Origin of the sequence: Polynucleobacter ibericus, from assembly GCF_018687955.1 — a bacterium.
Lineage (GTDB): Bacteria > Pseudomonadota > Gammaproteobacteria > Burkholderiales > Burkholderiaceae > Polynucleobacter > Polynucleobacter ibericus.
Map to the genome: position 1 here is coordinate 1,385,014 of NZ_CP061309.1, position 24,079 is coordinate 1,409,092.

Sequence of the window (24,079 nt, forward strand, 5' to 3'; positions counted from 1 at the left end):
ATTATAGTAATGAAATCCACGCACGCACTTTTATCCATACAAGGACTTGAAATCGACTATCCCAGCCGGGATGGCAACAAGAGTGTGATCGCCGTCAAAAACCTGAATCTTGATCTCATGCCTGGTGAGATAGGTTGCCTGCTCGGATCCTCCGGCTGTGGAAAGTCCACTGTTCTGAGGGCGATTTGTGGTTTTGAACCCCCCAAATCTGGTGAAATCTTCTTACGTAACACGCTAGTCAGCTCGCCATCGATCCTTCTACCACCAGGCCAAAGACGAATTGGCATGGTCTTTCAGGACTTTGCCCTCTTTCCTCACCTTAACGTATTAGAAAACGTCAGCTTTGGATTGCAGCATCTCCCAACCCAGCAAAGAGCTATTGTTGCAATGGATTGGCTCAAGAGAGTTTCTCTCTCAGATAAAGCGAACGCCTATCCCCATGAACTCAGCGGCGGCCAACAGCAGCGCGTGGCGCTTGCCAGGGCAATGGCACCGGAACCCGATTTAATTCTGCTCGATGAACCATTCTCCAGCTTGGATGTGGAATTACGTGAGCGACTTGCTGGTGAAATGCGAGACATTCTCAAGATAAATAACATTACTGCCCTACTAGTTACTCACGATCAGATTGAAGCATTTGCCATTGCTGACAAAGTGGGTGTCATGGCTGAAGGCAAGGTACTTCAATGGGATGAACCCTACGAGCTTTATCACCAGCCAGCCTCCCGCTATGTTGCGGACTTTATTGGTCGCGGCGTTTTTGTCAAAGGTCTAGTCCTGCCCGGAAATATGGTCAAGATTGAAATCGGTGAACTTCCCTTAGATCAAGGGCACCATGTGACTATTGGCCAAGAAATCGATGTGCTAATAAGAGCGGATGATATTCAGCATGATGACAATAGTCCTATGCAAGCAGAAGTAGTTCGCAAAACATTTAGGGGTGCAGATTTTTTATATTCTCTAAAACTACAATCTGGTGTAGAAGTATTAGCTCTTGTACCGAGCCATCACAACCATGCGGTAGGTGAAAAAATTGGCATCACCCTCGCCTTAGATCACGTGGTGACTTTTTAAAGTACCCGCTCTAGCAGTAACACCTAAATAAATACTGATATTTCAATCAGGTTTTGGTCCGGATCCCGGACATAGACAGAATGAATCTTTTGGGTGGCGCCTGTGCGGATAACAGGACCTTCAATAATTGGCCAATTCTCTGATTTCAGCTTTTCAATAACTTGCTCTAGTGGGCGATCTGCAATAAAACACAGGTCAAGTGCCCCAGGCGTCGGAATGTCAGCCTTAGGCTCAAACTCTTTGCCCTTGATGTGTAAATTTATTTTTTGATTGCCAAACTTAAATGCTTTGCGCTCTACTGGTGGCGTGCCTCCAATAAAAGATTCCAGCCTCATTCCCATTACGCGGGTATAAAAATCAACGCACTCTACTTCCTTGGCAGTGGTAAGTACCAAATGATCTAAATGGTCGATCATGCTGATCTCCTTCTATTAAAAATTATTGAGCGCGGCGTAACTCATCAACATAGTTAGGCTCAGGATGAAGCGTACAGGTGCTACCAGCCTTAGCAACTTGCCCTGGAACCTCATGTCCAACTATCTTTGGCAACTCCCTGGCAAGTGCAATTAACTTCGAAATGTTCATGCCAGTGTCATAACCCATTGCATCGAGCATATGAATCGCATCTTCACTTGAAACATTTCCGCTGGCACCTGGTGCATATGGGCAGCCACCTAATCCACCCAAGGAGCCATCAAAGCGCACAATGCCAGATTGCACGGCAGCCAAGATATTGGCCAGACCCATTCCTCTGGTGTTATGGAAGTGCAATGTTAGTTGCAGGTTAGGAAATTGCTTTTGAAATGCATCGCACATCTTCTTTACTTGATCTGGGTTAGCCATACCCGTGGTATCGCAAATGGTTACACCTCGCACCCCAAGGTCTGCAAAGCGCTGCACAAATCTCTCCACCACTGCCTGGGGAACATCTCCTTCCATAGGGCAGCCAAAGCTAGTAGATAGCGAAACATTGATCGGCGTTCTGCCATCAACATAGCGAATGACTTCTGCTAATCCGGAAAAACTCTTTTCTCGCCCCATTCTCAGATTGGCCAAATTATGAGTTTCTGAAGTGGACATCACCAAATTAAATTCATCAGCCCTAGACTCAAAAGCACGCTCTGCACCACGCAAATTCGGAACTAGTACTGTGTACTCAACTCCCGGCACTCGACGAATTCTCCCCATGACCTCCTCAGCATCTCGCAGCATCGGAATAGCCTTAGGGGAAGTAAATGAAGTCACTTCAATTTTGGCAAAACCACAGTCGCTGAGTTCATCAATCAATCTCACCTTATCGTCCGTAGGAATAAAGTTCGGCTCGATCTGAAAACCATCTCTGGTGACAACATCGTTGAAATAAATTCTGGTCATAGTCTGCTCTTTATTGATCTTCTGTCTAGATTTTGTATCATTTTTTAAATGCAATGCCGCGCTCTTTTAAGGAGGTGATTTGAGATGCATTTAAGCCAATGCTCTTTAAGATCTCATCGGTATTCTCACCAATATCAGGGGCTAGGGTCTTAATAGAACCTGGTGTGCGCGATAGTTTTGGAATGACTCCCGGCACCTCCAGCTGACTACCATCATGCATCTGAATCGTTTGAATATTCTCTCGGGCTTTGTAATGTGGATCGCATGCAATATCAGCAACGGTATAAATTCGGCCGGCTGGAACAGCAACAGAATCTAGTGCCTCTAAAGCCTTATCCGTGCTCACTGTTTTAGCCCATTCACCAATCGCTTGATCAAGCTCGACCACCCGCTTCACTCGACCATCGTTATTCTCTAACTTTGGATCACTCCCCAGATCATCACGACCAATCACTGTCATCAGGCGCTTAAAAATACTATCGCCATTACCGGCTACCAGCACGTAGCCACCATCGGCACACTGATAGGCATTGGTTGGGGCAATGCCAGGTAATGCACTGCCAGCAGCTTGACGCACTTCACCAAAAGCGCTGTATTCAGGAAGTAAACTTTCCATACAGTTAAATACTGCTTCATATAGTGCGATATCAATAATCTGCCCTTTACCGCTGTGATGTCGCTCTTGCAGTGCGAGCAAAATGCCAATCACACCATGTAAAGAGGCTAAGGTGTCGCCAATACTAATGCCCACACGCACTGGCACTCTGCCTGGCTCAGCGGTCAGATGACGTAAGCCGCCCATCGCCTCAGCAACCACACCAAAACCAGGCTTATCTTTGTATGGGCCAGTCTGACCGTAACCACTAATGCGAAGAACAATTAATTTTGGATTGAGTTCTAATAACTTTTCCGGATCAAGACCCCAACCCTCCAATGTGCCAGGGCGAAAGTTTTCAATCAGAACATCCGCTTCTTGAATTAATGTTCTGACAATCTCTTGCGCCTCTGATTGCCTTAAATCCAAAGAGAGTGATTTTTTATTCCGTGACTGCACCTGCCACCAAATAGATGTGCCATCTTTTAGTAGTCGCCACTTACGTAATGCATCACCTACTTTCGGTGGCTCAATCTTAATAACTTCAGCACCAAAGTCGGCCAATGTTTTGGCGGCAAATGGTCCGGCAATGAGTTGCCCCATTTCCACAACCTTCAACTCTGCTAACGGTTCCATGACATCCCCTGGAATATGTCTTTATACGAAATTACCCTTCTTCACGAGGGTTATTAATGATTATATTAAGCATTCACAGGGTAGTTAATAGTAAATATCCATAAACTACCACTCATGGCAATGAATTCATTCTTAATCCGCCCATATTGAGTAAGAATTCAGACTATATTACTCAAGCACTCATTTAAATGACGTAGATTTGAAATAAGCATAGTATGAATGTATGACTATCCTTCTTCTATTACTTTCTCCAGCATTATTTGGACTATTTTGGATCATTCGATTTCAGATATGTAGCGCACGTCGCAGACGTCTAATAGAAACCTATGGAATTGACTCAAAGAAATTACGGAAGATGAGCTGTAAAGAGGTTGGCAAACTCAGGAAGAGCATTCAAGAGATGCAAGACAAGGATGATGCCTATGGTCTTGAATCTGTTATCAGACCATATAGACCATAAAACAATGATTGTTCACTTGCTATATTTGTCTTAAACTCAAAATATGCAGTACTAAATAAAGAAAGGGTAAAAAAACCAATGAAAATACTACTACCTATAGATGGCTCAAAATCCTCACTGAATGCCGTCAAGTATGCTGTAAAGCTGGCTAAGAATTCTCGTAGCCCTGCTAATGTCACTTTGGTCAGCGTCCATGATGACATCGGCCTAAGCCATGTAAAGCAATTTGTATCTAAAAGCGTAGTTGATGACTACTTGCGTGAAATCAGCGAAAAAGAATTAAAACCAGCTCAGAAGGTATTGGATGCCGCTGGGGTTAAACACAATATGGCCATTAGACGCGGTCATATCTCCGAAGAGATTATTGCCCTAGCCAATAAAGACAAAGTTGACATGATTGTGATGGGCGCTAAAGGACGCAGTGGTTTGCTGGATGTCTTGATGGGCTCAGTAGCGCAACGTGTTTCGAGTTCAGCTAAACAACCTGTTTTATTAGTGAAATAGTTCCGGACATTTTTTCAGGGTTTCAGAAGTATTTTTGAGTTGGTCACCAGTGGTGACCAACTCAACTGATCAGCTCAAGGCTGTCTTACATTTTGCCAACTAAGCAGATGTCTTAGCAATAAAGAATGCTCTTGGCACTTCGGTGCACCAAACCACACCATCACCCACTTGGCCCGTCTGGCAGACCGTCACAATTTTATCCATGAGTACCTCAGCAACCTCATCGTTGCAAACGATCTCCACTCTTACCTTAGCTGAATAATCGGTTAGCTCATCTTTAATATTGGCTTTGCTCGTTTTAGCAGGCGCACTACAACCCTCAACTTTAGCAACCGTCATCCCCGGAAAACCAGGAGTCTCCATGAGAGCCGTTCTGAGAGCGGGTAATTTATTGGGGCGAATAACCGCCTTCACTTCCATCATGCTTCCACCTCTTTCTCTTCAAACCATCTATACAGGACGGGTAGTACCAATAATGTCAGGGCTGTTGAGGTGATTAAACCAGCAATCACCACAGCCGCAAGGGGACGAGTTACTTCTGAGCCAGGCCCACCCGAGAACAACATTGGCACGAGCGCCAGCATCGCTACCGAAGCAGTCATCATCACCGGTCTAAATCGATGATTACACCCGTGCAATAGCGCATCCTCCATGCTGTAGCCATCCTCGCGCAACTGCTTAATAAAGGAAATCAACACAACTCCATTGAGCACTGCAATACCCCACAGATTAATAAATCCGACAGCTGCTGGCACTGAAAGATATTCACCTGAAATGAATAAGCCAAATACGCCACCTATGGATGCAAACGGCAATACAAGAATAATTAAACCCGCGAGCCTGACAGACTTGAACAGCATAAACAGCAAAAAGAAGATAGCTAGGATCGTGAGCGGAATAATGATCATCAGACGCGCCATCGCTCTTTGCATATTTTCAAACTGACCACCCCACTGCAATGTATAGCCCTGGGGTAATTCGACATTCTTAGCAATCAACTCTTGGGCTTCTTGTACAAAACCACCCAAGTCACGTCCTTCCACGTTGACACCTACGACTAAACGTCGTCTACCAGACTCACGAGAGATTTGAGCAGGACCCTCAACCAAGGTGATTTCTGCTAAATCTCGCATCAGCACTTGAGCACCTTCTGGTGAATGCAAAATGATGTTCTCGATTGCATCAATATTATTTCGGTATGGGCCTGGATAACGCAAGACTAGTGGGAAACGACGCTCCCCTTCATAAATAGTACTTGCTTGCTTGCCACCAATGGCCGTTTCAATAACCTCATTGACATCAGAAACATTAATGCCGTAACGAGCAATAGCATCACGGTTAATTTTGATGTTGAGATAGTTTTGGCCGGAAGCTTGTTCAATACGTAAGTCATTGCTCCCCTTCATCTTGGTCAGAATCTGTCCGATTTGCGAGCCTAGCTTTTGTAAAACCGCTAAATCTTCACCAAAAATTTTGACAGCTACTTGTGATCGCACACCAGAGACCATCTCATCGACCCTAGCTGCAATCGGTTGAGAAATAGCCAATTCAATACCAGGTAAGGTTTTGAGCTTTTCACGAATTTGTTGGGCGATCTCTTCCTGACTTAATTTGCGTTCGCTTTGAGGCTTCAGGGTCACGATCGGATCGGACTCATTCGGTTGACCAGGATCTGCGGGCGATTCACCTTTACCCAAACGAGATACCGCCATCTCCACGCCCGGAATAGTCATGATGCGTTTGATCGCCTCAAACTCCAACTTAATGGACTCATCCAATGAAATATTGGGTGCGCGCACAATCACTGGAGTAATAGAACCTTCTTGCATCACCGGAATAAATGCCTTACCTAACAACACAAATCCAACTAAGCTAATTCCCAAGGCAATCAAGGAGCGCTTCACGACCAACTTCGGATTTGCCAAACTCCAATGCAACCAACGCTCGTAGGGAGCACGCATTTTCTTGACAATCTTCGTATCGTCCTCGCCACCACCCTTCAGGATGTATGAACATAGAACAGGTGATAAGGTAAAAGACAAGATCAGGGAAATAGTTAAAGCAATGGCAATCGTAATAGCCATTGGAGCAAACATCTTGCCTTCCATTCCCTCTAGCGAGAGGAGTGGCATAAACACCAAAATGATGATGCCCACACCAAAGAGTACTGGTGTACCCACTTCAGATGCTGCTTCTAAGATGATCCTATTTTTAGATTCGCCTGACTTGAGGCGCTCACCCAATTTGGCAAACGTGTTCTCCACTACCACCACGGAGCCGTCAACCATAATGCCAATTGCAATCGCAAGACCGCCTAATGACATGAGATTCGCTGAAATGCCATAGCGATTCATGACTAAGAAGGTAAGTAGTGGCGTTAGTAACAAGGTAGCCACCACAATCAGAGAGGAGCGCACGTCACCCAAGAAAAGGAATAGCAAAATAATGACGAGAATGACGCCTTCAATCAGCACCTTGGCCACGTTAAACATGGCAGCATTGACCAAATCAGTGCGGTCATAAAAAGGCACAATCTGCAAACCATCTGGCAGTAACTTGCCTTCATTAATTTCTTCAACCTTGAGCTTGATGCGGTTGACCACATCACGCGCATTACCGCCACGAATCATCTGAATAATGCCGGCAACACTTTCGGTATAGCCATTCTTAATGGCTGCGCCCTGTCGAATTTCACTACCAATAGTGACCTCAGCAACGTTTTTGACATAGATTGGCGTTCCCTTCACTTCCTTGAGAATGATCTTGCCAATATCTTCCGGTTTAGTAATTAAACCTAGACCACGAATTAAATAGCGCTCTGCATAACTCGGTAATTGACCACCTCCAGAATTAGCATTGTTTCTAGCTAAAGCTTGATAGACTTCATGCAAACTAATTTGGTAATGACGTAAGCGCTCTGGATTTACCAATACTTGATACTCTCTTGCGTATCCGCCTTGCGTATTAATCTCAGCAACCCCAGGGATAGAGCGCAACATCGGCCGCACGATCCAGTCTTGAACAGCACGGCGATCCGAGAGATCATCTACAGAAAGCTCACGATGACGATCTGAAGGATGATCTAAGGTGTACTGATAAACCTCACCCAAGCCTGTAGACGGAGGGGCTAAAACAGGAGTAATGCCGACCGGCATTTTTGAGGCAACTTCAATCAGTCGCTCAGTGACCAATTGACGCGCAAAGTAAATATCGGTCTTTTCAGTAAACACCAAGGTAATTACAGAGATGCCGTTACGATTTAAAGAACGCATCTCAGTGAGACCAGGCAAGCCGGTCATTCCCAATTCAATTGGGATGGTGACAAATCGCTCTACTTCTTCTGGAGATTTACCGGGTGCCTCTGCGGCGATCTGTACCTGTACGTTGGTTACGTCTGGAAAAGCATCCACAGATAATCGCTTAGTTGCCAATAATCCAGCAACGAGCAGTACGATGGCAATAATGACCACCAATAGGCGTTGCTGTAGAGATAGGCGAACGATTCTTTCAATCATGCGTTATCCACCACTCAATTGACGTTTACGTTCAGTGTTTAGATGATATGCACCTTCAGTAGCAATTTCTTGACCTTCTTTTAAGCCGGAGATCACTGGACGGAAGCCTTTGCCCTCAGGGCCTAGTTTGACGGGCACCATACGATAAGTATCGTCATCCAATCTCACGAAGACGTGATCATGATTATCTTCTCGTACGATGGCACCCAAAGGCACTACCAATCTATCGACTGGCTGACTCTCAATAAGCATAGTTGCCAACATGCCAGGCTTAATCTGACCTTCTTTATTGGCAAGCTCCATGCGCACAACAACCGTACGCGTTTGTGGATTGACAATGGAATCCACATGAGCGACTACGCCATCAATCTCTTGATTACGTAGGGCTGGAATAATCAAAGATGCCTTTTGACCCTTATGAATCAAATAAGAATTACTCTCTGGAACTTCAGAAATCGCCCATAAAGTGCTCAGGTCTGCCACTGTAAACAACGCATCCGCAGGCTGAACAACCTGGCCTTTATTAATCTTGCGCTCTACGATTTCACCAGGAATTGTTGCAACAACATTGTTGATAGATTCAATCACGCCCGTTTTAGCTAATTTATCAATGCTGACCTGATCCATCCCCTGTACTCTGAGTTGATCATTTGCAGCACGGAACTCTGCTTTTGCGCTACTCGCCTCAGCCTCGCGCCGCTGTAATTCTGCCAAGGCAATCACATCTTCCTTGTATAAAATTTTGGCTCGATTGGCTGCTTGATCCGCAAGCTGGCTCGCGCTCTTGGCTTTTAAATAAGCTAACTGTGATTGAGTTAATTCAGTAGAGGTAATTTTGGCTAAAACATCACCCTGCTTGACCATCTGACCAGGCACAGCCAAGATTTCAGAAACACGCCCCGTGACGTTTGCACCAATCCGAGATAAGTTGAGCTCATTAAAATCAATTCGACCTGAAGCACGCAGCTCTTCTACGAATGGTGAAGTCTGAGCCTTACCATCAGCGATCATTTTGTGTAAATCTTCATTCACCACGACGACGTTGGGATCTTGTACAGACTTAATAGCCGGACTTCTATCGAAGACGTTGAAGTAATTCAAAATAATGATGAATGCGCAAAACCAAGGTAGATAAAAAATCCCTTTTTTAAACCATGGCGGTGTTTTGTCATAGCGACCACTGACTGCAGGAACATGCTCTGCGATCCATTGATGCGCTTGAGCGTATAACTGGTTTTGGGTTTGGATGACCTGTCCAACCAATTCTTTCTTGTGGAATTTAATCTTTCGAACCAAAAAGGTTTTCCAGACCTTTACCTTTTTCAGTAATGTCGCTAATTCTGGGTTCATTGCATTCCACTTTCTATCTTCGCCAGCCATTCAGGGCTCGCTCTCAATCTCTGAATCTCGGTCACTACAGAAGCTAAATCAAAACGGGCTTTAATTAAATCGTTTCTAGCGGCACGAAAAGTTCTTTGTGCATCTAAGTACTCGAGCATGCCGCGCTCACCATAACGATAAGAAACCTCAGCTATCCGTTGAGCGCTAGCAGCCAATTGCACTACCTCTTGGCTCAGTACCTTTACTTGATAGCTGGTCATTTGATATAACTTATAAGCAGTTTCCATTTGCTGATCCAAGGTTTGACTTTGAGCATTCAATTGATTTTTAGCCTTTGAGGCATTTGCTTCAGCCTCAGCCACTTGCCCACCCCTGAAATCCCAAATGGGAATACTGACCTGCAAGCCGTAGAGGCGATCAGTGAAGTTAGGGTCGTTATATTGAGATGCTTTAAAGGCTAGACGAGGTAAGCGAGAGTTTTTCTCAAAACTCAATTTAGATTCGGTAGCCTCTACTTCCGCCTTCGCCTTCTGCATTTCAGGACTTTGAGACTGCACCTCATTTAACAAAACAGTTAATGAAGGCAAGACCTCAGTCTTGGGCTGCTCAACAACGACGATGAAGTCTGCAGGCAATTGATGGCCCACTGCTTGACGTAGTTGACTGCGCGCTTGCTCTACACGCAACTTACTAGACTCCGCTGCAATTTGTGCATTGAGGAATTCAGTTTGAACTCGGATGAGTTCGAAGCGCGCCGTTTCACCAACATCGTAACGAATTTGCATACGATCACGAATCTGTTTAGTTAGACTCATATCCTCTTCTGCTGCCTTTTGCTCTGCTTCACGACGCATCAATTCATAAAAGCGTTGCTGTACCCTGGAAATCGTTTCCACTTCAAATGCAATTCGGGTTGCCTCGGCAGCGCGTAAATTGGCCTCAGCAGCATTGACTCTAGGGAAGCGGGTGTAAGGCATATCCAATGGTTGCGTCACAGACCAGGATGAAACATTGCCAACGGTTAATGGTCCAGTCACAGATCGCTGTTGACCAGTACTCACCTCAAATTCTGGGTTTGGAATTGCCCTGGCGCTTGATAGCTGCCCTTTAATTACTTTTGACTGATCTCTTGCAGCAAGGACCTGCGGGCTAGACTCCAAAGAGATGGAGATTAAGTCATTAATTGTGAATGACTTTTTAGTCTGTGCACTAGCGTTTGCCACCACGAAGGTGCCAACAAAAACAAAAGCTAGTAAACGGTACAGCCTCATACGCCCAACTTGTGAAGTATCTAAACGTGAATTATCCAGCCAGCTTAATAGAGGGGCAAAAAACCGTCCCCATTTTGGGGCATAGGGTCGTAAAAACATGCTAGAACCGCGAATTTTGATGAAGAGAGTCAATATTTAGCCATTTATTCAATAGTAAATGGTCTTGCCTTAAAAAATTACCCACATACCGGACCAGGTGGCCGTAATGACGATATATGAGACCCATTGCTGGGCAGGCTACTCCCCGTTTATTCATTCAATTAGATCACAGTTAAATTGAAACGCTGGTTTCTAGGCTAAACATGCACTTGCCGAGATAAGCGGCCATATTTTTGTGCTTTATGAAAAGCCTTTTGCATGTGTTTGTAAGCTTTTTTCAAACCCATCTCCAAAGCAGTCCGTCGATCTCTTGCAGTAAAGCTCACCTCAATCTGGCGGTTATCAAAGGTTTGCAACTCAATGCTGCAATGGTGGTTACAGCCAGTCTTTACCTGAGTTACCAAGGAATACCTCACTTTGATTTTTCGCACTAACCAAAATAATCTTTTAAGTGAAAACTTCACGCGATTCTCTGTAAATGTTTTGAACTCTGTCTCAATTGGCTCTTTAGCTTCTAAAACGACATCCATCATTCATCTCCTTTGATAAACACTACATGCGTAATATAGAGAAATATTCATTCTGAATAAAGCAGACATAAATTGATATAAATTCTGTTATTTACTGAGTATTAGAGTAAAAAATGCCCTCCAAAGGAGGGCAAAAGAGAACAGCAGGATTTACAACACTTAAATCTAGTCAATAACAGCTGCCATTAGGGCAGTCGCCGCGCTGGCGCCAACCGCAGGGATACCCCAACGTTCTAAGGTAGACAAAGACTTGCCAGTAATCACCTCAACCGGAATATCGCTGATTTCAAGCAATTTAGCGGTAGTGGAGTTCTCAAATAAGCGGCTCAAGGTATTTTTCTTTGCCGTACCAATCACAATACGACTGCAATCCAAACGCTGAGCTTCGTCACGCAATGCTTCGCCTTTGTCGCCAGTTGCATAGGAGAAAGAGAAGTTCACGCCCGCTTTTTCAAGAAAATCTGTAGCAGACTGGGCTGCCATCTTTGCACGCTCTTCTTGCCACTCAGCAATTGTTTTCTTATTTAAAAATTTACGGATATGGGTATGAAGCGTCGGCTGCACATTACAAATATGAAAGTGCGCCTCAGGATCTCCGCCATAAGCATTGACCGCATGTTTAAGCGCCATCATTGAATTGCTGGACTCATCTACTGGAACAAGAATCTTATTCATTACACTACCTCCTAGGATTTGTGACTGCTCGTCAGGCAGCGTTTGAGATACAACGGGTTCCACTTCAGCTGGCGCAATGATTTCTTCAAGAGCTAGCTTGCTTCTAATAAAGCCGCCAAACAAAACACCTAATATGACAACTGCTTGTACTGCATAGTCAAAAACAGGGTTCTGAAATACCTGCAACTCGCGAACAAAAGGCTCTGAGATCATCATCTTGGCAGCCGTCCATGCCAGTACGCCAGCACCTAAATAGGTGATCGACGGATAACGCTCAACCAGCTTCAGAATCTGGGTTGAACCCCAAATTACCACTGGAATACTGATCAGCAGACCCAGCACTACAAGAAGATAACTACCATGGGATGCACCAGCTACCGCCAATACATTATCTAAACCCATTACTGCATCAGCGATCACAATAGTTTTCATTGCACCCCAAAAACTAGTGGACGCATGATCCTTGCCATCCTCTCCTTCGTTAGCCGGATTAAGTAACTTGTAGGCGATCCACACTAAAAGCAGGCCACCAACCAACATCAAGCCTGGAATATTCAGTAGATACACCACTACAAGCGTCATTGCACTTCTCACCGCAATCGCACCTACTGCACCCCAGACAATTGCTTTCTTCTGAAGATGGGCGGGCAGATTTTTTGCTGCCATCGCAATCACAATAGCGTTATCTCCGGCCAAAACCAGATCAATTACTATGATTGCTAGTAGCGCGGAAAAAAACTCAGGGCTAAATAGTTCCAATTGAATCACCTCCTTTTTATAAAAACATTGAAGAAAAAGTGCATGAATTCCATGACTTTCCATGGGGCTAATTTAGAAGTATTTGTGTTTAGCTAAAAGCAGAGATATATTGATAATAATTTCGTAAAAAACTGAATATGACCAATTCCTATAACTATCGCCACCTTTACTATTTCTGGGTTGTAGCCAAAGAGGGCAGCATGTCTAAAGCAGCGGAGAGGCTAGATATGGCCATCCAAACAATTAGCGCCCAAGTACATGAACTGGAAAAATCGCTTGGATATCTGTTGTTCAAGCCCGCGGGTCGGGGAATCACCCTCACAGAATCTGGGTTTGTGGCCTTAGAAATCGCTGATCAAATCTTTTCCATTGGTGAAAAACTACCGGAGGCGATAAGAGATGCCGCCAAATCCCCAAAAATAAAAATATCTGTTGGAGTTTCTGATGGTTTACCAAAATTTGTGACCAGGCAATTAATGGAGCCCGTTCTAAAAAATAAGAATGTACAGCTGATAGCACATGAAGGAGAGTTTGAAGATTTATTGGCAGACCTTGCCCTGCATCGCCTGGATATTGTTTTAGCTGACCGGCCTGCTCCTAACAATAAAAATCTGAATGTTTATAGCCAAGAGCTCACTAAAACTGAAATTGCTTGGTACATGCCTAAGCAACTCATCAAGAAAAGTAAAGACAAATTTCCTGATTGCCTCAACGATCTTCCAATGCTGCTGCCTACACCACACTCCACCGTGCGATCATTAATTGACCAGTGGTTAAGTAAAAATGGCATCACCCCGAATATTGTGGGCGAGTTTGAAGACAGCGCCTTAATGAAGACCTTTGCAGCCAGCGGACTTGGTATCTTTCCAGCAGGAAAACTAATCGAAAAGGACTTAAAGGATATCTATGGAAGTGAGTTACTAGGTATCTGTGACAACATATACGAGTACTTCTATGCCATTCGTTCAGAAAAGAAAATTCAGCACCCTCTAATACAAGCCATCATCGATCAATAAGTTAAGTGGTCGATTTAATAAAGACTAAGAAGATTTATTAATCAACCCAACTTGAGTATTTATGCATCACTGAGTTAAATAACTCAGACTCCAAATGTTTAATCAGCCACTTTTTGGTAGCAGGTATAGGTAGTTGCTCAAATCGCCTTGGATCAACCATCGAGAACTGTCGAATGAATGGAAAGATAGCCACGTCTATCCAAGTCATGCTGCTTCCGAGCAAATATGGATGTGCTTGCAGTGATTTTTCCATCGGCAACAGCATCAACTCCAATGCATCCTGTAGAACCGCTTCTTGATTTAACTCAGGAAATCGATTGGGATATTTGTATTGGTCCAATAAAGTCTTGAATGGGCCATCGTTTTTCTCAATCCAAACTTGGGCGATGGCATCATCCACCTCTCCCCAGTCATCTAGATCAGACCTCTTGATTGCCCAGTGCATGATGTCAATACTTTGATCCAAGACTAAGTCACCCACACAGAGGACGGGGACAGTTCCCTTGGGGGATGCCTGCAACATGGATTGAGGCTTATTGCGCAACTCAATCTCACGGTGCTCAAGCTCAATACCGGCATATTTCAAAGCCATACGAGCCCTCATAGCATAGGGGCATCTACGATAAGAATACAAAATCACTGACGATGGACTTATAGACTCTGAATGCATCATCTCAATACTATGGGAGCTTTTTCTTCCGGCAGGCATCTGAACAGTATTTAATGGATTCCCAGTTCTTTTCCCAGGATTTTCTCCAAGTCATCTCTTTTTTGCAAACAACACAAATCTTGCTTGGTAAAAAACTTTTATTGCCCTTAAATGATGTTTTCATTTTCATCAGAGATCATCAAGTTGACTCAGTATCTTTTTTGAGTGAAGCGTAATTGCTTTTTGGTCTTCGTCACTGATTCTTTTGAGGTTTGCAGTCATTAATCTAGTTCTTGGACTAGCTTCAAATTGCTCTCGATGCTTGATCAAGAAATTCCAGTACAAGGTAGTCACGGGACAAGCCTCTTCGCCATAACGAACCTCAGGCTTATATTTGCAGGAGCCGCAATAATTACTCATTCGCTTGATGTAGGCGCCACTGGCTATATAAGGCTTACTCGTAAACCTGCCACCATTTGCGAATAAAGCCATACCTGCAGTGTTTGGTAGCTCAACCCATTCGATAGCGTCTACATAAACCGCCAAATACCAAGCGCAGACCTCTTGTGGCAATATTTCTGCTAGAAGTGCAAAGTTACCGGTAACCATTAAGCGCTGGATATGATGAGCATAGCCGTATTCCAGCGTTTGGCCAACGGCGTCTTTCATACATGCCATCTGCGTCTTTCCAGTCCAATACCATTTCGGTAAAGCATTCTGGTGCTGATAAAAATTGTCCTGCGCCATCTGTGGCATATCAAGGTAATACATCCCCCGCACAAACTCACGCCAGCCTAATATCTGCCGGATGAATCCCTCGATAGTCGAAATATCTAAAGCATACTTTTTCCAGGCGATCAAAACTGCATCTATCACCTCACGAGGATTCAGTAACTTTAAGTTAAGAGCAGAAGACAAAATAGAATGCCAGCCGAATGGAGTATCTGTCCACATAGCATCTTGATATACACCAAAGTTTCTCAAACGATATTCAACAAAATATTCGAGCGCTTGCACTGCTTGCTCTCTAGTGACTGGCCAATTAAATGACTCTAATGACCCAGGGTGATCTGGGTAAGTCTTCGTCACAAACGCTAACACCTCTTGGGTTATGGAATCCACTTCAAAGGCAGCTGGGGCATCAATAATGCCAGGACCCTTTTTGGGATAAGGCTTGCGATTATCTTGATCAAAATTCCACTGACCACCCTCGGGATTGCCTTCGGAATCCAATAAAATATTGTGCTTCTTGCGCATCAAGCGGTAAAAATACTCCAATCGGAGCTCTTTCTTATTAGCAGCCCACTCCATAAATTCTTGGCGCGAGCAAAAGAAGTGATCGTCCTCACGCATCTCCAGTTGAATATTGAGGTCTTTTGCTAAAGCTGCAATGTCCTGCTTTAAACGCCACTCACCTGGCTCAACACAAACTAGGGTCTTTACTTTTGTCTGCAGAATCCGCTCTTTGAGAGCCTCAACGATCGACAGCGGAGAGCTAGTGATATAGGTGAGCGGATAGCCTAGTTTTTCTATTGCATTGGCAAAGTGACGCATTGCACTCAGAAATAAAGCAATCTTGGCCTTATGAGTCCAAACATACTGCGCCTCGTTGGCTGACTCAACCATGATGATTTCATCTGATTGAGGATCAAAGTCTCGTAAGGCGCTGCTTTGTAAATCGAGCTGATCGCCAAGAATCAGAACTAAACGTTTAGGATGTCCCGCTGGATGCTTCATTTGTTTTTATATTGCGTTGGGCAATAAGCACGGGTCACTTCTTCACTGCGCAAGGCCGAATGTTTAGTCGCTCTTCCGGCAACCCTTTTACGCCAGAGTTCAAAGGAGCTGCGCTTGAGCTCTCTACGCATAATAGCAATCACCTGAGGCTCACCAAGGCCGAAGCTTTTCTCAATGGCATCAAAGGGTGTGCGATCTTCCCAGGCCATCTCAATGAGACGTGACAACTCTGGTTCGGCGAGGGTTTTAGGATTCTGTTTTGGCACCCTGCAAGTTTAAGACTTATTCAATAAACTGGTTTGAGCCCGCTACATTGACCGACTACATACCTAAACGCACCTCATGATTGGAAAAATTCGCCAAAAACTGATTGTTTTGAATCAATCATTCTCGAGACAAGCTACGGAAATCATTTGCCCAATTTGCGATCGGGCCATTCCGGACTCGCAGAAAGATGCCCACCACCTTATACCCAAATCCAAAGGTGGAAAAACTACTGAGTATCTTCACCGCATTTGCCACAAGCAAATTCATGCTCTTTTTACTGAAACTGAATTAGCGCAGCAATACCATCATGCCCAGATCCTCAGAGAGCATCCAGAGATGATGAAATTTATCCAGTGGATTAAGAGTAAGCCCAACGCTTTTTATGAAAAAACACGGAAAAGTGCCCGACTAAAGTAACTGAATTATTCAAATCCCTGCACCCTTTAAGTGCAAATTCTGCTTCCTGATTTCAATGGGGTATGTAATTCCCGCTGTGTTCATGAGCAGCAAAGGGTTTCCGATGCAAACACCCAAATGGTGCAAATTATTTGGATTTTGTGCAAAACGAAATATCGTTCTAATTATTAAAACTTAAGATGTGTCATGCGCATCAAAATCACAAAGAGCCTGGTATTGCCAGCCCAAATACTCGAGACAGAATGTATTCCTGGGGCACTTTTTCCCGAAGGGGATTATCTGGCTAACCTCACTCCCGACGGAAAAATTGAGGTGATTAACACAAAGAGGATAAAAGCCCTATTCTCATTTTCTCAATTTAGAGAAAAAGTATCGCTAGGGGAATTTGTAGTTACGGAGGCTTAGTCCAAATTTTAGTGGGCTAAATCTAGACTCACTACTACGGCTGCCAATGCTGCAACAGATTCGAATGCTTTTGAATTCGCTCCATTGGTATCAACATCTTCCCAGTTAAATTCAAGAGAAAAGTGGGCAGACTCCACTATTAACTCGTAACTCGTTAAGACTTTATTGCCCTGACCGCTCAAAGACTCTTCACTGACGGGCACTCTTAAAGACTCAATGGCAGCAATCAAAGCACCTACCTCGTTCCCCGTTAGATCTCGTGTACGCAGAACATCATCTGTACGTTTGATGGAAATCTTGGATGCCTCATCGATCGTCACCTCATATTGATTGAGACCGAGATCTTCCCAAACGGTTAATTCCAGTGCAATAGGGTACGTTTTCATTAATCTACCTCGTCAACATGAAGTTCATCAAAATGTGTCTGATGAGGCCTGAGCTTTGCTTCCATTTGCGTCCATTTACTTTGATGGATTCGGTAATCGCAATGTTCAGCGTGATTCTCGAGCAACCCAAAAATGATTGTGGTCGGAATTTTGCAATGAAGGCAGCGGTAAGCATGCTGGTGCTCTTCAATTTTCTCTTGGGGATAGTCGATATAAAACGGCTTCATTACGCCCCTCCCTAACTAGATCAATTCAATGAAACGATCTTACACCTGAGTTCGATGGAAATGGGATTCATTTAAGGGCATTTACCTAGCTGTCTAATTCGCCTTCCCATTTAGAGATCACGGCGGTTGCTAAACCATTACCCAATACATTGGTTGCTGAGCGTGCCATATCCAAGAAATGATCCACCCCAAGAATTAATAAAACCCCCGCCTCCGGGAGATTAAATTGCGATAAGGTTGCAGCAATCACCACTAATGAGGCACGCGGCACTCCAGCTATCCCTTTGGAGGTAATCATGAGCACCAACAACATTAAGAGCTGCTGACTCAACTCCATTTCAATGCCATATACCTGCGCAATAAAGATGGCGGCAAATGTGCAATACATCATCGAGCCATCTAAATTAAATGAGTACCCCACAGGCAAAACAAAAGAAGCAATTTTGTTTTTACAACCAAAGCGTTCAACTCTCTCTAAAGTCATTGGATAAGCCGCTTCAGAACTTGCGGTTGTAAAAGCAAGTAAGGCTGGTTCACGCAACATCTTGACTAAAGTCCAAGTACGATTTTTCAGCACTAAAGAACTAATCAGAATAATGACTATCCATAAGGTGAAAATTGCAGCATAAAAACTCAGCATGAATTTTCCATAGGTCATCAATATACTGACGCCATTCTCAGCAATAACGGAGGACACCGCGGCAAATACTGCTACAGGGGCTAGCTTCATCACTGCTGTTGTAATCTTCAGCATGATGTGTGAAAGCATATCTAAATTGCGAATGAACTCATCCGCCCGCGCGCCCATACCTGCCGCGCCAACGCCGAAGAAAACAGCAAACACTACGATTTGTAAGATTTCATTTTTAGCCATCGCATCAAAGATGCTTACTGGAAAAATGTGTCTGACAAACTCTGGAAGATTCAAGCTAGCCTTACTAAGGCCAGTGCTTGCCTCAATTGCAGGCAAGGTTAATTCCACACCAATACCCGGCTTCAGAATATTGACCATCACCAAGCCGAGCAGCAAAGAGACAAGTGACATGGAGATAAACCAGGCAAAGGTTTTTAAGCCAACTCGACCGATAGTTGAAGCATCTCCCATTTTGGCTATACCCACAACTAAGGTGGCAAATACCAAGGGGGCAATGATCATTTTGATCAATCGCAAAAACACATCTGTCAGGATGGAGATGTACAGCACGTACTGGTCAGGAAAAGGCGTTCCTGCGCCATAGAGATTCACAAGATAACCAACCAGCACGCCCAAGACCATCGCCCCCAAAATAAAGTTAGTTAGCTTTGTAGAGTTCATTGATGGCCTATAGAAATGGGGTTTATTTGAGGATTCTAACCACCTTTAGACCCGTTCAGACTTCAAACCACTATTAGGGAGCATGGATGAGTCGATAATGCTGGAATGACATCCTATAGAGAGAATAAATATGCTCCCTTGTATTGAACTAGAAACCACCCCAAACCCAAGCGCGGCCGTTATTTGGTTGCATGGCCTTGGCGCTGATGGAAATGACTTTGTGCCGATTGTCCCCGAACTAAAGCTGAGTGGGTGCCCCGGCATTCGTTTTGTATTTCCGAGTGCCCCGAGCATGCCTGTGACCGTCAATGGTGGGTATGTGATGCCAGCCTGGTATGACATCATCGGCAGAGATCTCATGAATCAAGAAGATGCAGCTGGTATTCAGAAATCAGCAGCGGCAATCATGGAGCTAATTGAAAAAGAAGCAAGTCGCGGTATTGCCTACAACAAGATTGTCTTAGCAGGCTTTTCACAAGGCTGCGCAATGGCTCTGCATATCGGCCTCCGTTTTCCACATAAGCTTGCTGGGATCATTGCGCTATCGGGCTACTTACCACTGGCATTAACCACCAATATCGAAAAGCACTCAGCCAATACTCATACGCCTATCTTTATGGCGCACGGCACCTATGATCCGGTAGTGATGCTTGATCGCGCTCAAGCATCACATGCCCTATTAGAAAAAATGGGCTATCAAGTAGATTGGAATGAATACCCTATGGAGCACTCTGTCAATCATGAAGAGCTCATGGATATATCGCGCTTCTTGCAAGAAGTATTAGGGGCTAAATAAGACCATCTGTAATTAATTTGATACTGGCTATCAGCAAATCCAAATAGGCATAAGGACCCAACTTTTCAAAATTGATGAATGTAAAAAAGATTCCTAATGTCGAGGTGTAGACCATCGGCAAGAGTTTCTCCCTCAACATATATACCGTCAAACGTAGGCTCATCAAAAAATAATAGGGCTCACTAGGAGCCCTATTATTACGATGCCACACTATCACAACTTTTTATTAAAGCTGTACTGTGCAAATGCTTGTTCAGCGACGTTAAACCACTGCGCTTCCATATTTCGGAATGCGCGATAGTCATCAAAAATCTTTTTAAACTGTGCATTTTTTGCAGATTCTTCCGCATACGTTTCTTGACTGGCTTTAAAGCAAGCATCCAACACCGAGGCATTGAACTTACGTAGGACCGCGCCATTCTGCAGTAAGCGCTGTAATGCGGGTGGATTGAGTGCGTCGTACTTCGCGCACATATCCACATGCGCCTCATAGCAGGCCGCCTCCCAAGCCGCCTGGTAAGCAGGCGGCAAAGCATCCCACTGCTTCTTATTAACTAAGAAAGAGAGTCCGGCAGCACCCTCCCAAAAAGCAGGATAGTAGTAATTTTTTGCTACCTTAGCTAAGCCTAATTTCTCATCATCATATGGTCCAACAAATTCAGCGGCATCAATGGTGCCTTTTTCTAATGCAGAATAAATCTCACCCGCAGGAAGTTGCTGTGGGACAACACCAAGCTTAGCAAGTACTTGCCCAGCAAAACCAGCAATGCGGAATTTCAACCCCTTAAGATCTTCTGGAGATTTAATTTCCTTACGAAACCAGCCACCCATTTGTGTGCCAGTCTGGCCGCCCATAAAATTAACAATGTTGTAGCTGGCATAGAGTTCACGCATCAACTTCATCCCGTTACCATGCAACATCCATGCTGCCTGTTGACGAGCAGTCATACCAAATGGTGCGGCAGTATCAAAAATGAATGCGCTGTTTTTACCTAGATAGTAGTAACTCGCAGTGTGTCCGCACTCCACCGTACCGTTCTGCACCGCATCCAAAACCTGAAGCGCTGGAACCACCTCACCTGCCGCAAATACCTTGACATTAAATTTACCGTCTGTGGCCTTGCGTAAGGCACTAGCAAAAATTTCTGGTGTGCCAAATAAGGTGTCTAAGGATTTTGGGAAACTCGATACCAAGCGCCAGTTTAGAGTTGGGAGACTTTGTGCAATTGACGGAGCAGCCAAAGCTGCAGCGCCAGCACCAATAGTGGCTTTCTTTAAAAATGAACGTCTTTGCATTACCGTCACTCCCTTTAAAAAATTAAGTCTGTTTTTTACCTCTGTTTTTGCTTCTGTTTTTTCTGTTTTTATTTTCCACCAACTGTCATAGAGCCCAGCAAAATGGATCCCGTTTCTTTGGTGCCACGGATTAGGGTATCGCTACCTATCAACTGAATATCCATCAACATATCGCGCAAGTTACCGGCAATCGTTACTTCTTCAACGGGATATTGAATTTCACCATTCTCAACCCAGTAACCAAATGCACCGCGTGAATAATCGCCGGTTACGTAATTGACGCCCTGGCCCATTAATTCCGTTACTAACAAGCCAGTACCCATCTCTTTCAATAAAGCAGGTAAACCACCTTTTGGCGTTTTCTTGCTTTTGAGCGTAAGGTGATGAGAGCCGCCAGCATTGCCGGTAGTTTTCATTCCTAACTTGCGTGCGGAATAGGTGGATAAGAAATAACCTTCTAGGATGCCTTTATCCACCACTGTTCTTGCAGAAGTTTTAACACCTTCTTCATCAAATGGAGCACTACCAGTCATTGATTTTAAGTGTGGGTCTTCAAACAAGCTAATGTGTTTTGGTAATACCTGTTTACCTAAGCTATCTAGAAGAAAGCTGGAGCGACGATATAAAGCACCGCCGGATACTGCTTGTACTAAGCCACCCAATAAACCCGCAGCCAAGGGCGCTTCAAAGATCACTGGGCAACGCCGAGTCGTCAACGATCTTGCCTTGAGACGTGACAGGGCTCGCTGCGCTGCATACACTCCAATTGCAGCGGGATCAGCCAACTCTTCAGGAATCCGCGAGCTGGAATACCAATCATCGCGCTGCATATGCGCCTTCTTGCCACCTGAGCTTGCAATCGGTGCGCACGAAATATAGTGACGAGAAAATGGGTAGCCGCCCATAAACCCATGAGATGTTCCCATCATGAAATGCGCATGATGGGCTGATACTGATGCACCATCACTATTTTGTATTTGCTTACTCACTGCAAAAGCTGCACCCTCGGAAACGCGGGCAATTTCTACAGCACGTGCAGCATCCAGATTCCACGGATGAAACAAATCTAGGTCAAGGGGATTTTTTTCTAGGAGCTCACGTTCAGCAGGACCCGCGCATAAATCTTCTGCGGTATGTTGCGCAATGTGATAAGCCGCATCTACCGTTGCCTTCAAAGACTCTTTAGAAAAATCACTCGTACTGGCATTGCCGCGATGGTGCCCTAAAAACACAGTCACACCCACTTGCTTGTCTAAGCTTTGCTCGATCGTCTCGACTTCACCTTTGCGAACTGTGACGGACAAACCTTGCCCCTCGGAAATCTCCGCTATTGCATCTGAGGCTCCTCTCCTTTTGGCCTCTTTGAGCATGAAATCGATGATTTCTTGAAACTGGTTAGATGTGTATGTAAACATGCCCTAATAATAGCTAGAATAGAAACATGAAGCATACCGAAGCCCTAAAGCGAAATAGCCCAAATGAGGTCAAAATTGGCCTCATTTCCATCTCCGATCGCGCCAGTAAAGGTGTTTACCAGGATGAAGGCATTCCAGCCTTACAAACCTGGCTTACGAGAGCCATTAGCAATCCCTGTGTTTTCCATGAGCGTCTGATTGCCGATGAATCCGAAGTCATTACTGAGACCATCGTAGAGCTCGTAGATGAACTAGGATGCGACCTGGTCCTCACCACGGGCGGCACAGGACCCTCTAGACGAGACGTCACCCCTGAGGCAACACTTGATGCCGGAACCCGTGAAATGCCCGGTTTTGGCGAGCAGATGCGTCAAATTAGCCTCAACTTTGTACCCACTGCAATTTTGTCCCGACAAACTGCCGTACTCAGGGAGATCGATAGCCATGCTGCCTTAGTGATCAACTTACCCGGACAACCGAAGGCGATTGCGGAAACGCTGGAAGGTCTTAAAGATGAAAATGGCAAATCTATGGTTCCCGGAATTTTTGCTGCAGTACCTTACTGTATTGACCTGATTGGCGGCCCGTACATAGAAACCGACGAAGCGGTGATTAAGGTCTTTCGACCAAAGAGTGCTATTAAGAAATCCTGAGATCCACTGACTTGAACTAAAAAGGTCCGCACTGCGGACCTTTTCTTTTCTTGTGATGACTGTTTGGCCACTACTGAGGAAGCGGCACAATAAATTTCTCACGGTAATACTTTAACTCTTCAATGGATTCTTCAATGTCAGCCAAGGCCGTATGAGCTTGATTCTTAGTGAAGCCTTTCACCAACTCAGGATGCCAGCGCTTACACAGCTCTTTTAATGTAGATACATCAATATTTCGATAATGAAAGTACGCCTCTAACTTTGGCATGTACTTTGCCATGAAGCGTCGGTCTTGACCAATCGTATTGCCACACATTGGCGCAATACCCGCCTTAATATATTTTTTCAAAAAGGCAATACATTCTGCTTCAACAGTAGCCTCATCCACAGTGGATGCCTTTACTTTATCAATCAAACCAGAGCGGCCATGAGTTCCCTTATTCCAGGCATCCATCGCGTCCAAAACTGCATCTTCTTGATGCACTACCCAAACCGGTGCTGTAGCGATGGTATTAAGGTGAGCGTCGGTCACAATAATGGCAATTTCCAGAATCCGCTCGGTTTCTGGGTTTAAACCCGACATTTCCATATCCACCCAAATGAGGTGTTCATTGGCTGGCGCCATCTTGCTTACTGGGGTTGCTGTAATGTTAGTTTGCTCGCTCAT

Annotated in this window: 26 protein-coding genes and 1 pseudogene; 7 read left to right on the plus strand and 20 right to left on the minus strand. The window is 44.7% G+C overall.

The genetic code is table 11. The features are described 5' to 3' along the window. Window positions 1-9 precede the first annotated feature (9 nt). Complete coding sequence (locus tag AOC20_RS07035; protein WP_215359694.1) at window positions 10-1,074, plus strand: ABC transporter ATP-binding protein; 1,065 nt, start codon at window positions 10-12, stop codon at window positions 1,072-1,074. A gap of 23 nt (window positions 1,075-1,097) precedes the next feature. Here AOC20_RS07035 and AOC20_RS07040 read toward each other — a convergent pair whose 3' ends face one another. Genes AOC20_RS07040 through AOC20_RS07050 form a run of 3 tightly spaced genes read right to left on the minus strand, consistent with a single transcriptional unit; the run spans window position 1,098 to window position 3,679 of the window. Further along, window positions 1,098-1,490, minus strand: a complete 393-nt coding sequence (locus AOC20_RS07040; protein WP_215359696.1) for a VOC family protein — start codon at window positions 1,488-1,490, stop codon at window positions 1,098-1,100. A gap of 22 nt (window positions 1,491-1,512) precedes the next feature. Then, on the minus strand, window positions 1,513-2,448 hold the full coding sequence (locus AOC20_RS07045; RefSeq protein WP_215359698.1) for a hydroxymethylglutaryl-CoA lyase: 936 nt from the start codon (window positions 2,446-2,448) through the stop codon (window positions 1,513-1,515). 37 nt (window positions 2,449-2,485) lie between these two features. Next, on the minus strand, window positions 2,486-3,679 hold the full coding sequence (locus tag AOC20_RS07050) for a CaiB/BaiF CoA transferase family protein (protein WP_215359700.1): 1,194 nt from the start codon (window positions 3,677-3,679) through the stop codon (window positions 2,486-2,488). A 223-nt stretch (window positions 3,680-3,902) separates the two neighbouring features. Here AOC20_RS07050 and AOC20_RS07055 point away from each other — a divergent pair, with 223 nt between their 5' ends. Together AOC20_RS07055 and AOC20_RS07060 are read left to right on the plus strand one after the other, a co-directional pair. Continuing rightward, window positions 3,903-4,139, plus strand: a complete 237-nt coding sequence (locus AOC20_RS07055) for a hypothetical protein (RefSeq protein WP_215359703.1) — start codon at window positions 3,903-3,905, stop codon at window positions 4,137-4,139. A gap of 78 nt (window positions 4,140-4,217) precedes the next feature. Next, a complete protein-coding gene (locus tag AOC20_RS07060; RefSeq protein ID WP_215359705.1) occupies window positions 4,218-4,643 on the plus strand; it encodes a universal stress protein in 426 nt (141 codons plus the stop codon). 99 nt (window positions 4,644-4,742) lie between these two features. Here AOC20_RS07060 and AOC20_RS07065 read toward each other — a convergent pair whose 3' ends face one another. The 7 genes and pseudogenes from AOC20_RS07065 to AOC20_RS09740 form a co-directional block, all read right to left on the minus strand. Continuing rightward, entirely contained in the window at window positions 4,743-5,066 is a 324-nt protein-coding gene (locus tag AOC20_RS07065; protein ID WP_215359707.1) for a P-II family nitrogen regulator, read from the minus strand. Next, a complete protein-coding gene (locus AOC20_RS07070) occupies window positions 5,063-8,158 on the minus strand; it encodes an efflux RND transporter permease subunit (RefSeq protein ID WP_215359709.1) in 3,096 nt (1,031 codons plus the stop codon). The genes AOC20_RS07065 and AOC20_RS07070 overlap by 4 nt, the downstream gene beginning before the upstream one ends. A gap of 3 nt (window positions 8,159-8,161) precedes the next feature. After that, the gene (locus tag AOC20_RS07075) at window positions 8,162-9,508 is read right to left on the minus strand and encodes an efflux RND transporter periplasmic adaptor subunit (protein WP_215359711.1); all 1,347 of its coding nucleotides are present in this window, start codon (window positions 9,506-9,508) and stop codon (window positions 8,162-8,164) included. Further along, complete coding sequence (locus AOC20_RS07080; protein WP_215359713.1) at window positions 9,505-10,770, minus strand: TolC family protein; 1,266 nt, start codon at window positions 10,768-10,770, stop codon at window positions 9,505-9,507. The genes AOC20_RS07075 and AOC20_RS07080 overlap by 4 nt, the downstream gene beginning before the upstream one ends. Before the next feature lie 296 nt (window positions 10,771-11,066). Then, a complete protein-coding gene (locus tag AOC20_RS07085; protein ID WP_215359716.1) occupies window positions 11,067-11,402 on the minus strand; it encodes a hypothetical protein in 336 nt (111 codons plus the stop codon). A gap of 162 nt (window positions 11,403-11,564) precedes the next feature. Then, window positions 11,565-12,074: a universal stress protein gene (locus AOC20_RS09735; RefSeq protein WP_285896911.1), complete on the minus strand. Its 510-nt coding sequence runs from the start codon at window positions 12,072-12,074 to the stop codon at window positions 11,565-11,567. 96 nt (window positions 12,075-12,170) lie between these two features. Next, a pseudogene (locus AOC20_RS09740) lies at window positions 12,171-12,833 on the minus strand (TerC family protein); the annotation flags it as partial. A 137-nt stretch (window positions 12,834-12,970) separates the two neighbouring features. On the opposite strand from AOC20_RS09740, the gene AOC20_RS07095 reads away from it, so the two are divergent. Beyond that, window positions 12,971-13,849, plus strand: coding sequence for a LysR family transcriptional regulator (locus AOC20_RS07095; protein WP_215359720.1), 879 nt, complete (start codon window positions 12,971-12,973; stop codon window positions 13,847-13,849). Window positions 13,850-13,886: 37 nt separating this feature from the next. Here AOC20_RS07095 and AOC20_RS07100 read toward each other — a convergent pair whose 3' ends face one another. Genes AOC20_RS07100 through AOC20_RS07115 form a run of 4 tightly spaced genes read right to left on the minus strand, consistent with a single transcriptional unit; the run spans window position 13,887 to window position 16,501 of the window. Next, the gene (locus tag AOC20_RS07100) at window positions 13,887-14,522 is read right to left on the minus strand and encodes a glutathione S-transferase (RefSeq protein WP_349814555.1); all 636 of its coding nucleotides are present in this window, start codon (window positions 14,520-14,522) and stop codon (window positions 13,887-13,889) included. 7 nt (window positions 14,523-14,529) lie between these two features. Continuing rightward, window positions 14,530-14,688 carry a DUF2256 domain-containing protein gene (locus AOC20_RS07105; protein WP_349814556.1) on the minus strand — a complete coding sequence of 53 codons (159 nt, stop codon included), beginning with the start codon at window positions 14,686-14,688 and terminating at the stop codon, window positions 14,530-14,532. Beyond that, complete coding sequence (locus AOC20_RS07110) at window positions 14,688-16,235, minus strand: cryptochrome/photolyase family protein (protein WP_215359722.1); 1,548 nt, start codon at window positions 16,233-16,235, stop codon at window positions 14,688-14,690. The genes AOC20_RS07105 and AOC20_RS07110 overlap by 1 nt, the downstream gene beginning before the upstream one ends. Then, window positions 16,232-16,501 carry a TIGR03643 family protein gene (locus AOC20_RS07115; protein WP_215359724.1) on the minus strand — a complete coding sequence of 90 codons (270 nt, stop codon included), beginning with the start codon at window positions 16,499-16,501 and terminating at the stop codon, window positions 16,232-16,234. Before AOC20_RS07115 ends, AOC20_RS07110 begins: the two co-directional genes overlap by 4 nt. 76 nt (window positions 16,502-16,577) lie before the next feature. On the opposite strand from AOC20_RS07115, the gene AOC20_RS07120 reads away from it, so the two are divergent. Further along, window positions 16,578-16,919 (plus strand): HNH endonuclease, encoded by a 342-nt coding sequence (locus AOC20_RS07120; protein ID WP_215359726.1) that lies wholly within the window; start codon window positions 16,578-16,580, stop codon window positions 16,917-16,919. 413 nt (window positions 16,920-17,332) lie between these two features. On the opposite strand, the gene AOC20_RS07125 is transcribed toward AOC20_RS07120, so the two are convergent. The 3 genes from AOC20_RS07125 to AOC20_RS07135 form a co-directional block, all read right to left on the minus strand. After that, entirely contained in the window at window positions 17,333-17,710 is a 378-nt protein-coding gene (locus AOC20_RS07125) for a hypothetical protein (RefSeq protein ID WP_215359728.1), read from the minus strand. Further along, window positions 17,710-17,937, minus strand: coding sequence for a hypothetical protein (locus AOC20_RS07130; protein ID WP_215359730.1), 228 nt, complete (start codon window positions 17,935-17,937; stop codon window positions 17,710-17,712). Before AOC20_RS07130 ends, AOC20_RS07125 begins: the two co-directional genes overlap by 1 nt. A gap of 85 nt (window positions 17,938-18,022) precedes the next feature. Then, window positions 18,023-19,252: a dicarboxylate/amino acid:cation symporter gene (locus tag AOC20_RS07135; protein ID WP_215359733.1), complete on the minus strand. Its 1,230-nt coding sequence runs from the start codon at window positions 19,250-19,252 to the stop codon at window positions 18,023-18,025. Between the two features lie 130 nt (window positions 19,253-19,382). Between AOC20_RS07135 and AOC20_RS07140 the strand changes: the two genes are divergently transcribed. Continuing rightward, window positions 19,383-20,048 (plus strand): alpha/beta hydrolase, encoded by a 666-nt coding sequence (locus tag AOC20_RS07140; RefSeq protein ID WP_215359735.1) that lies wholly within the window; start codon window positions 19,383-19,385, stop codon window positions 20,046-20,048. A gap of 213 nt (window positions 20,049-20,261) precedes the next feature. Here the strand turns inward: AOC20_RS07140 and AOC20_RS07145 are convergent, their stop codons facing one another. Continuing rightward, the gene (locus AOC20_RS07145) at window positions 20,262-21,344 is read right to left on the minus strand and encodes a TRAP transporter substrate-binding protein (RefSeq protein ID WP_215359737.1); all 1,083 of its coding nucleotides are present in this window, start codon (window positions 21,342-21,344) and stop codon (window positions 20,262-20,264) included. A 68-nt stretch (window positions 21,345-21,412) separates the two neighbouring features. Continuing rightward, complete coding sequence (pmbA, locus tag AOC20_RS07150) at window positions 21,413-22,759, minus strand: metalloprotease PmbA (protein ID WP_215359739.1); 1,347 nt, start codon at window positions 22,757-22,759, stop codon at window positions 21,413-21,415. A gap of 26 nt (window positions 22,760-22,785) precedes the next feature. On the opposite strand from pmbA, the gene mog reads away from it, so the two are divergent. Beyond that, complete coding sequence (gene mog / locus AOC20_RS07155) at window positions 22,786-23,412, plus strand: molybdopterin adenylyltransferase (RefSeq protein WP_215359741.1); 627 nt, start codon at window positions 22,786-22,788, stop codon at window positions 23,410-23,412. A gap of 70 nt (window positions 23,413-23,482) precedes the next feature. On the opposite strand, the gene orn is transcribed toward mog, so the two are convergent. Next, the gene (gene orn, locus AOC20_RS07160) at window positions 23,483-24,079 is read right to left on the minus strand and encodes an oligoribonuclease (protein WP_215359744.1); all 597 of its coding nucleotides are present in this window, start codon (window positions 24,077-24,079) and stop codon (window positions 23,483-23,485) included.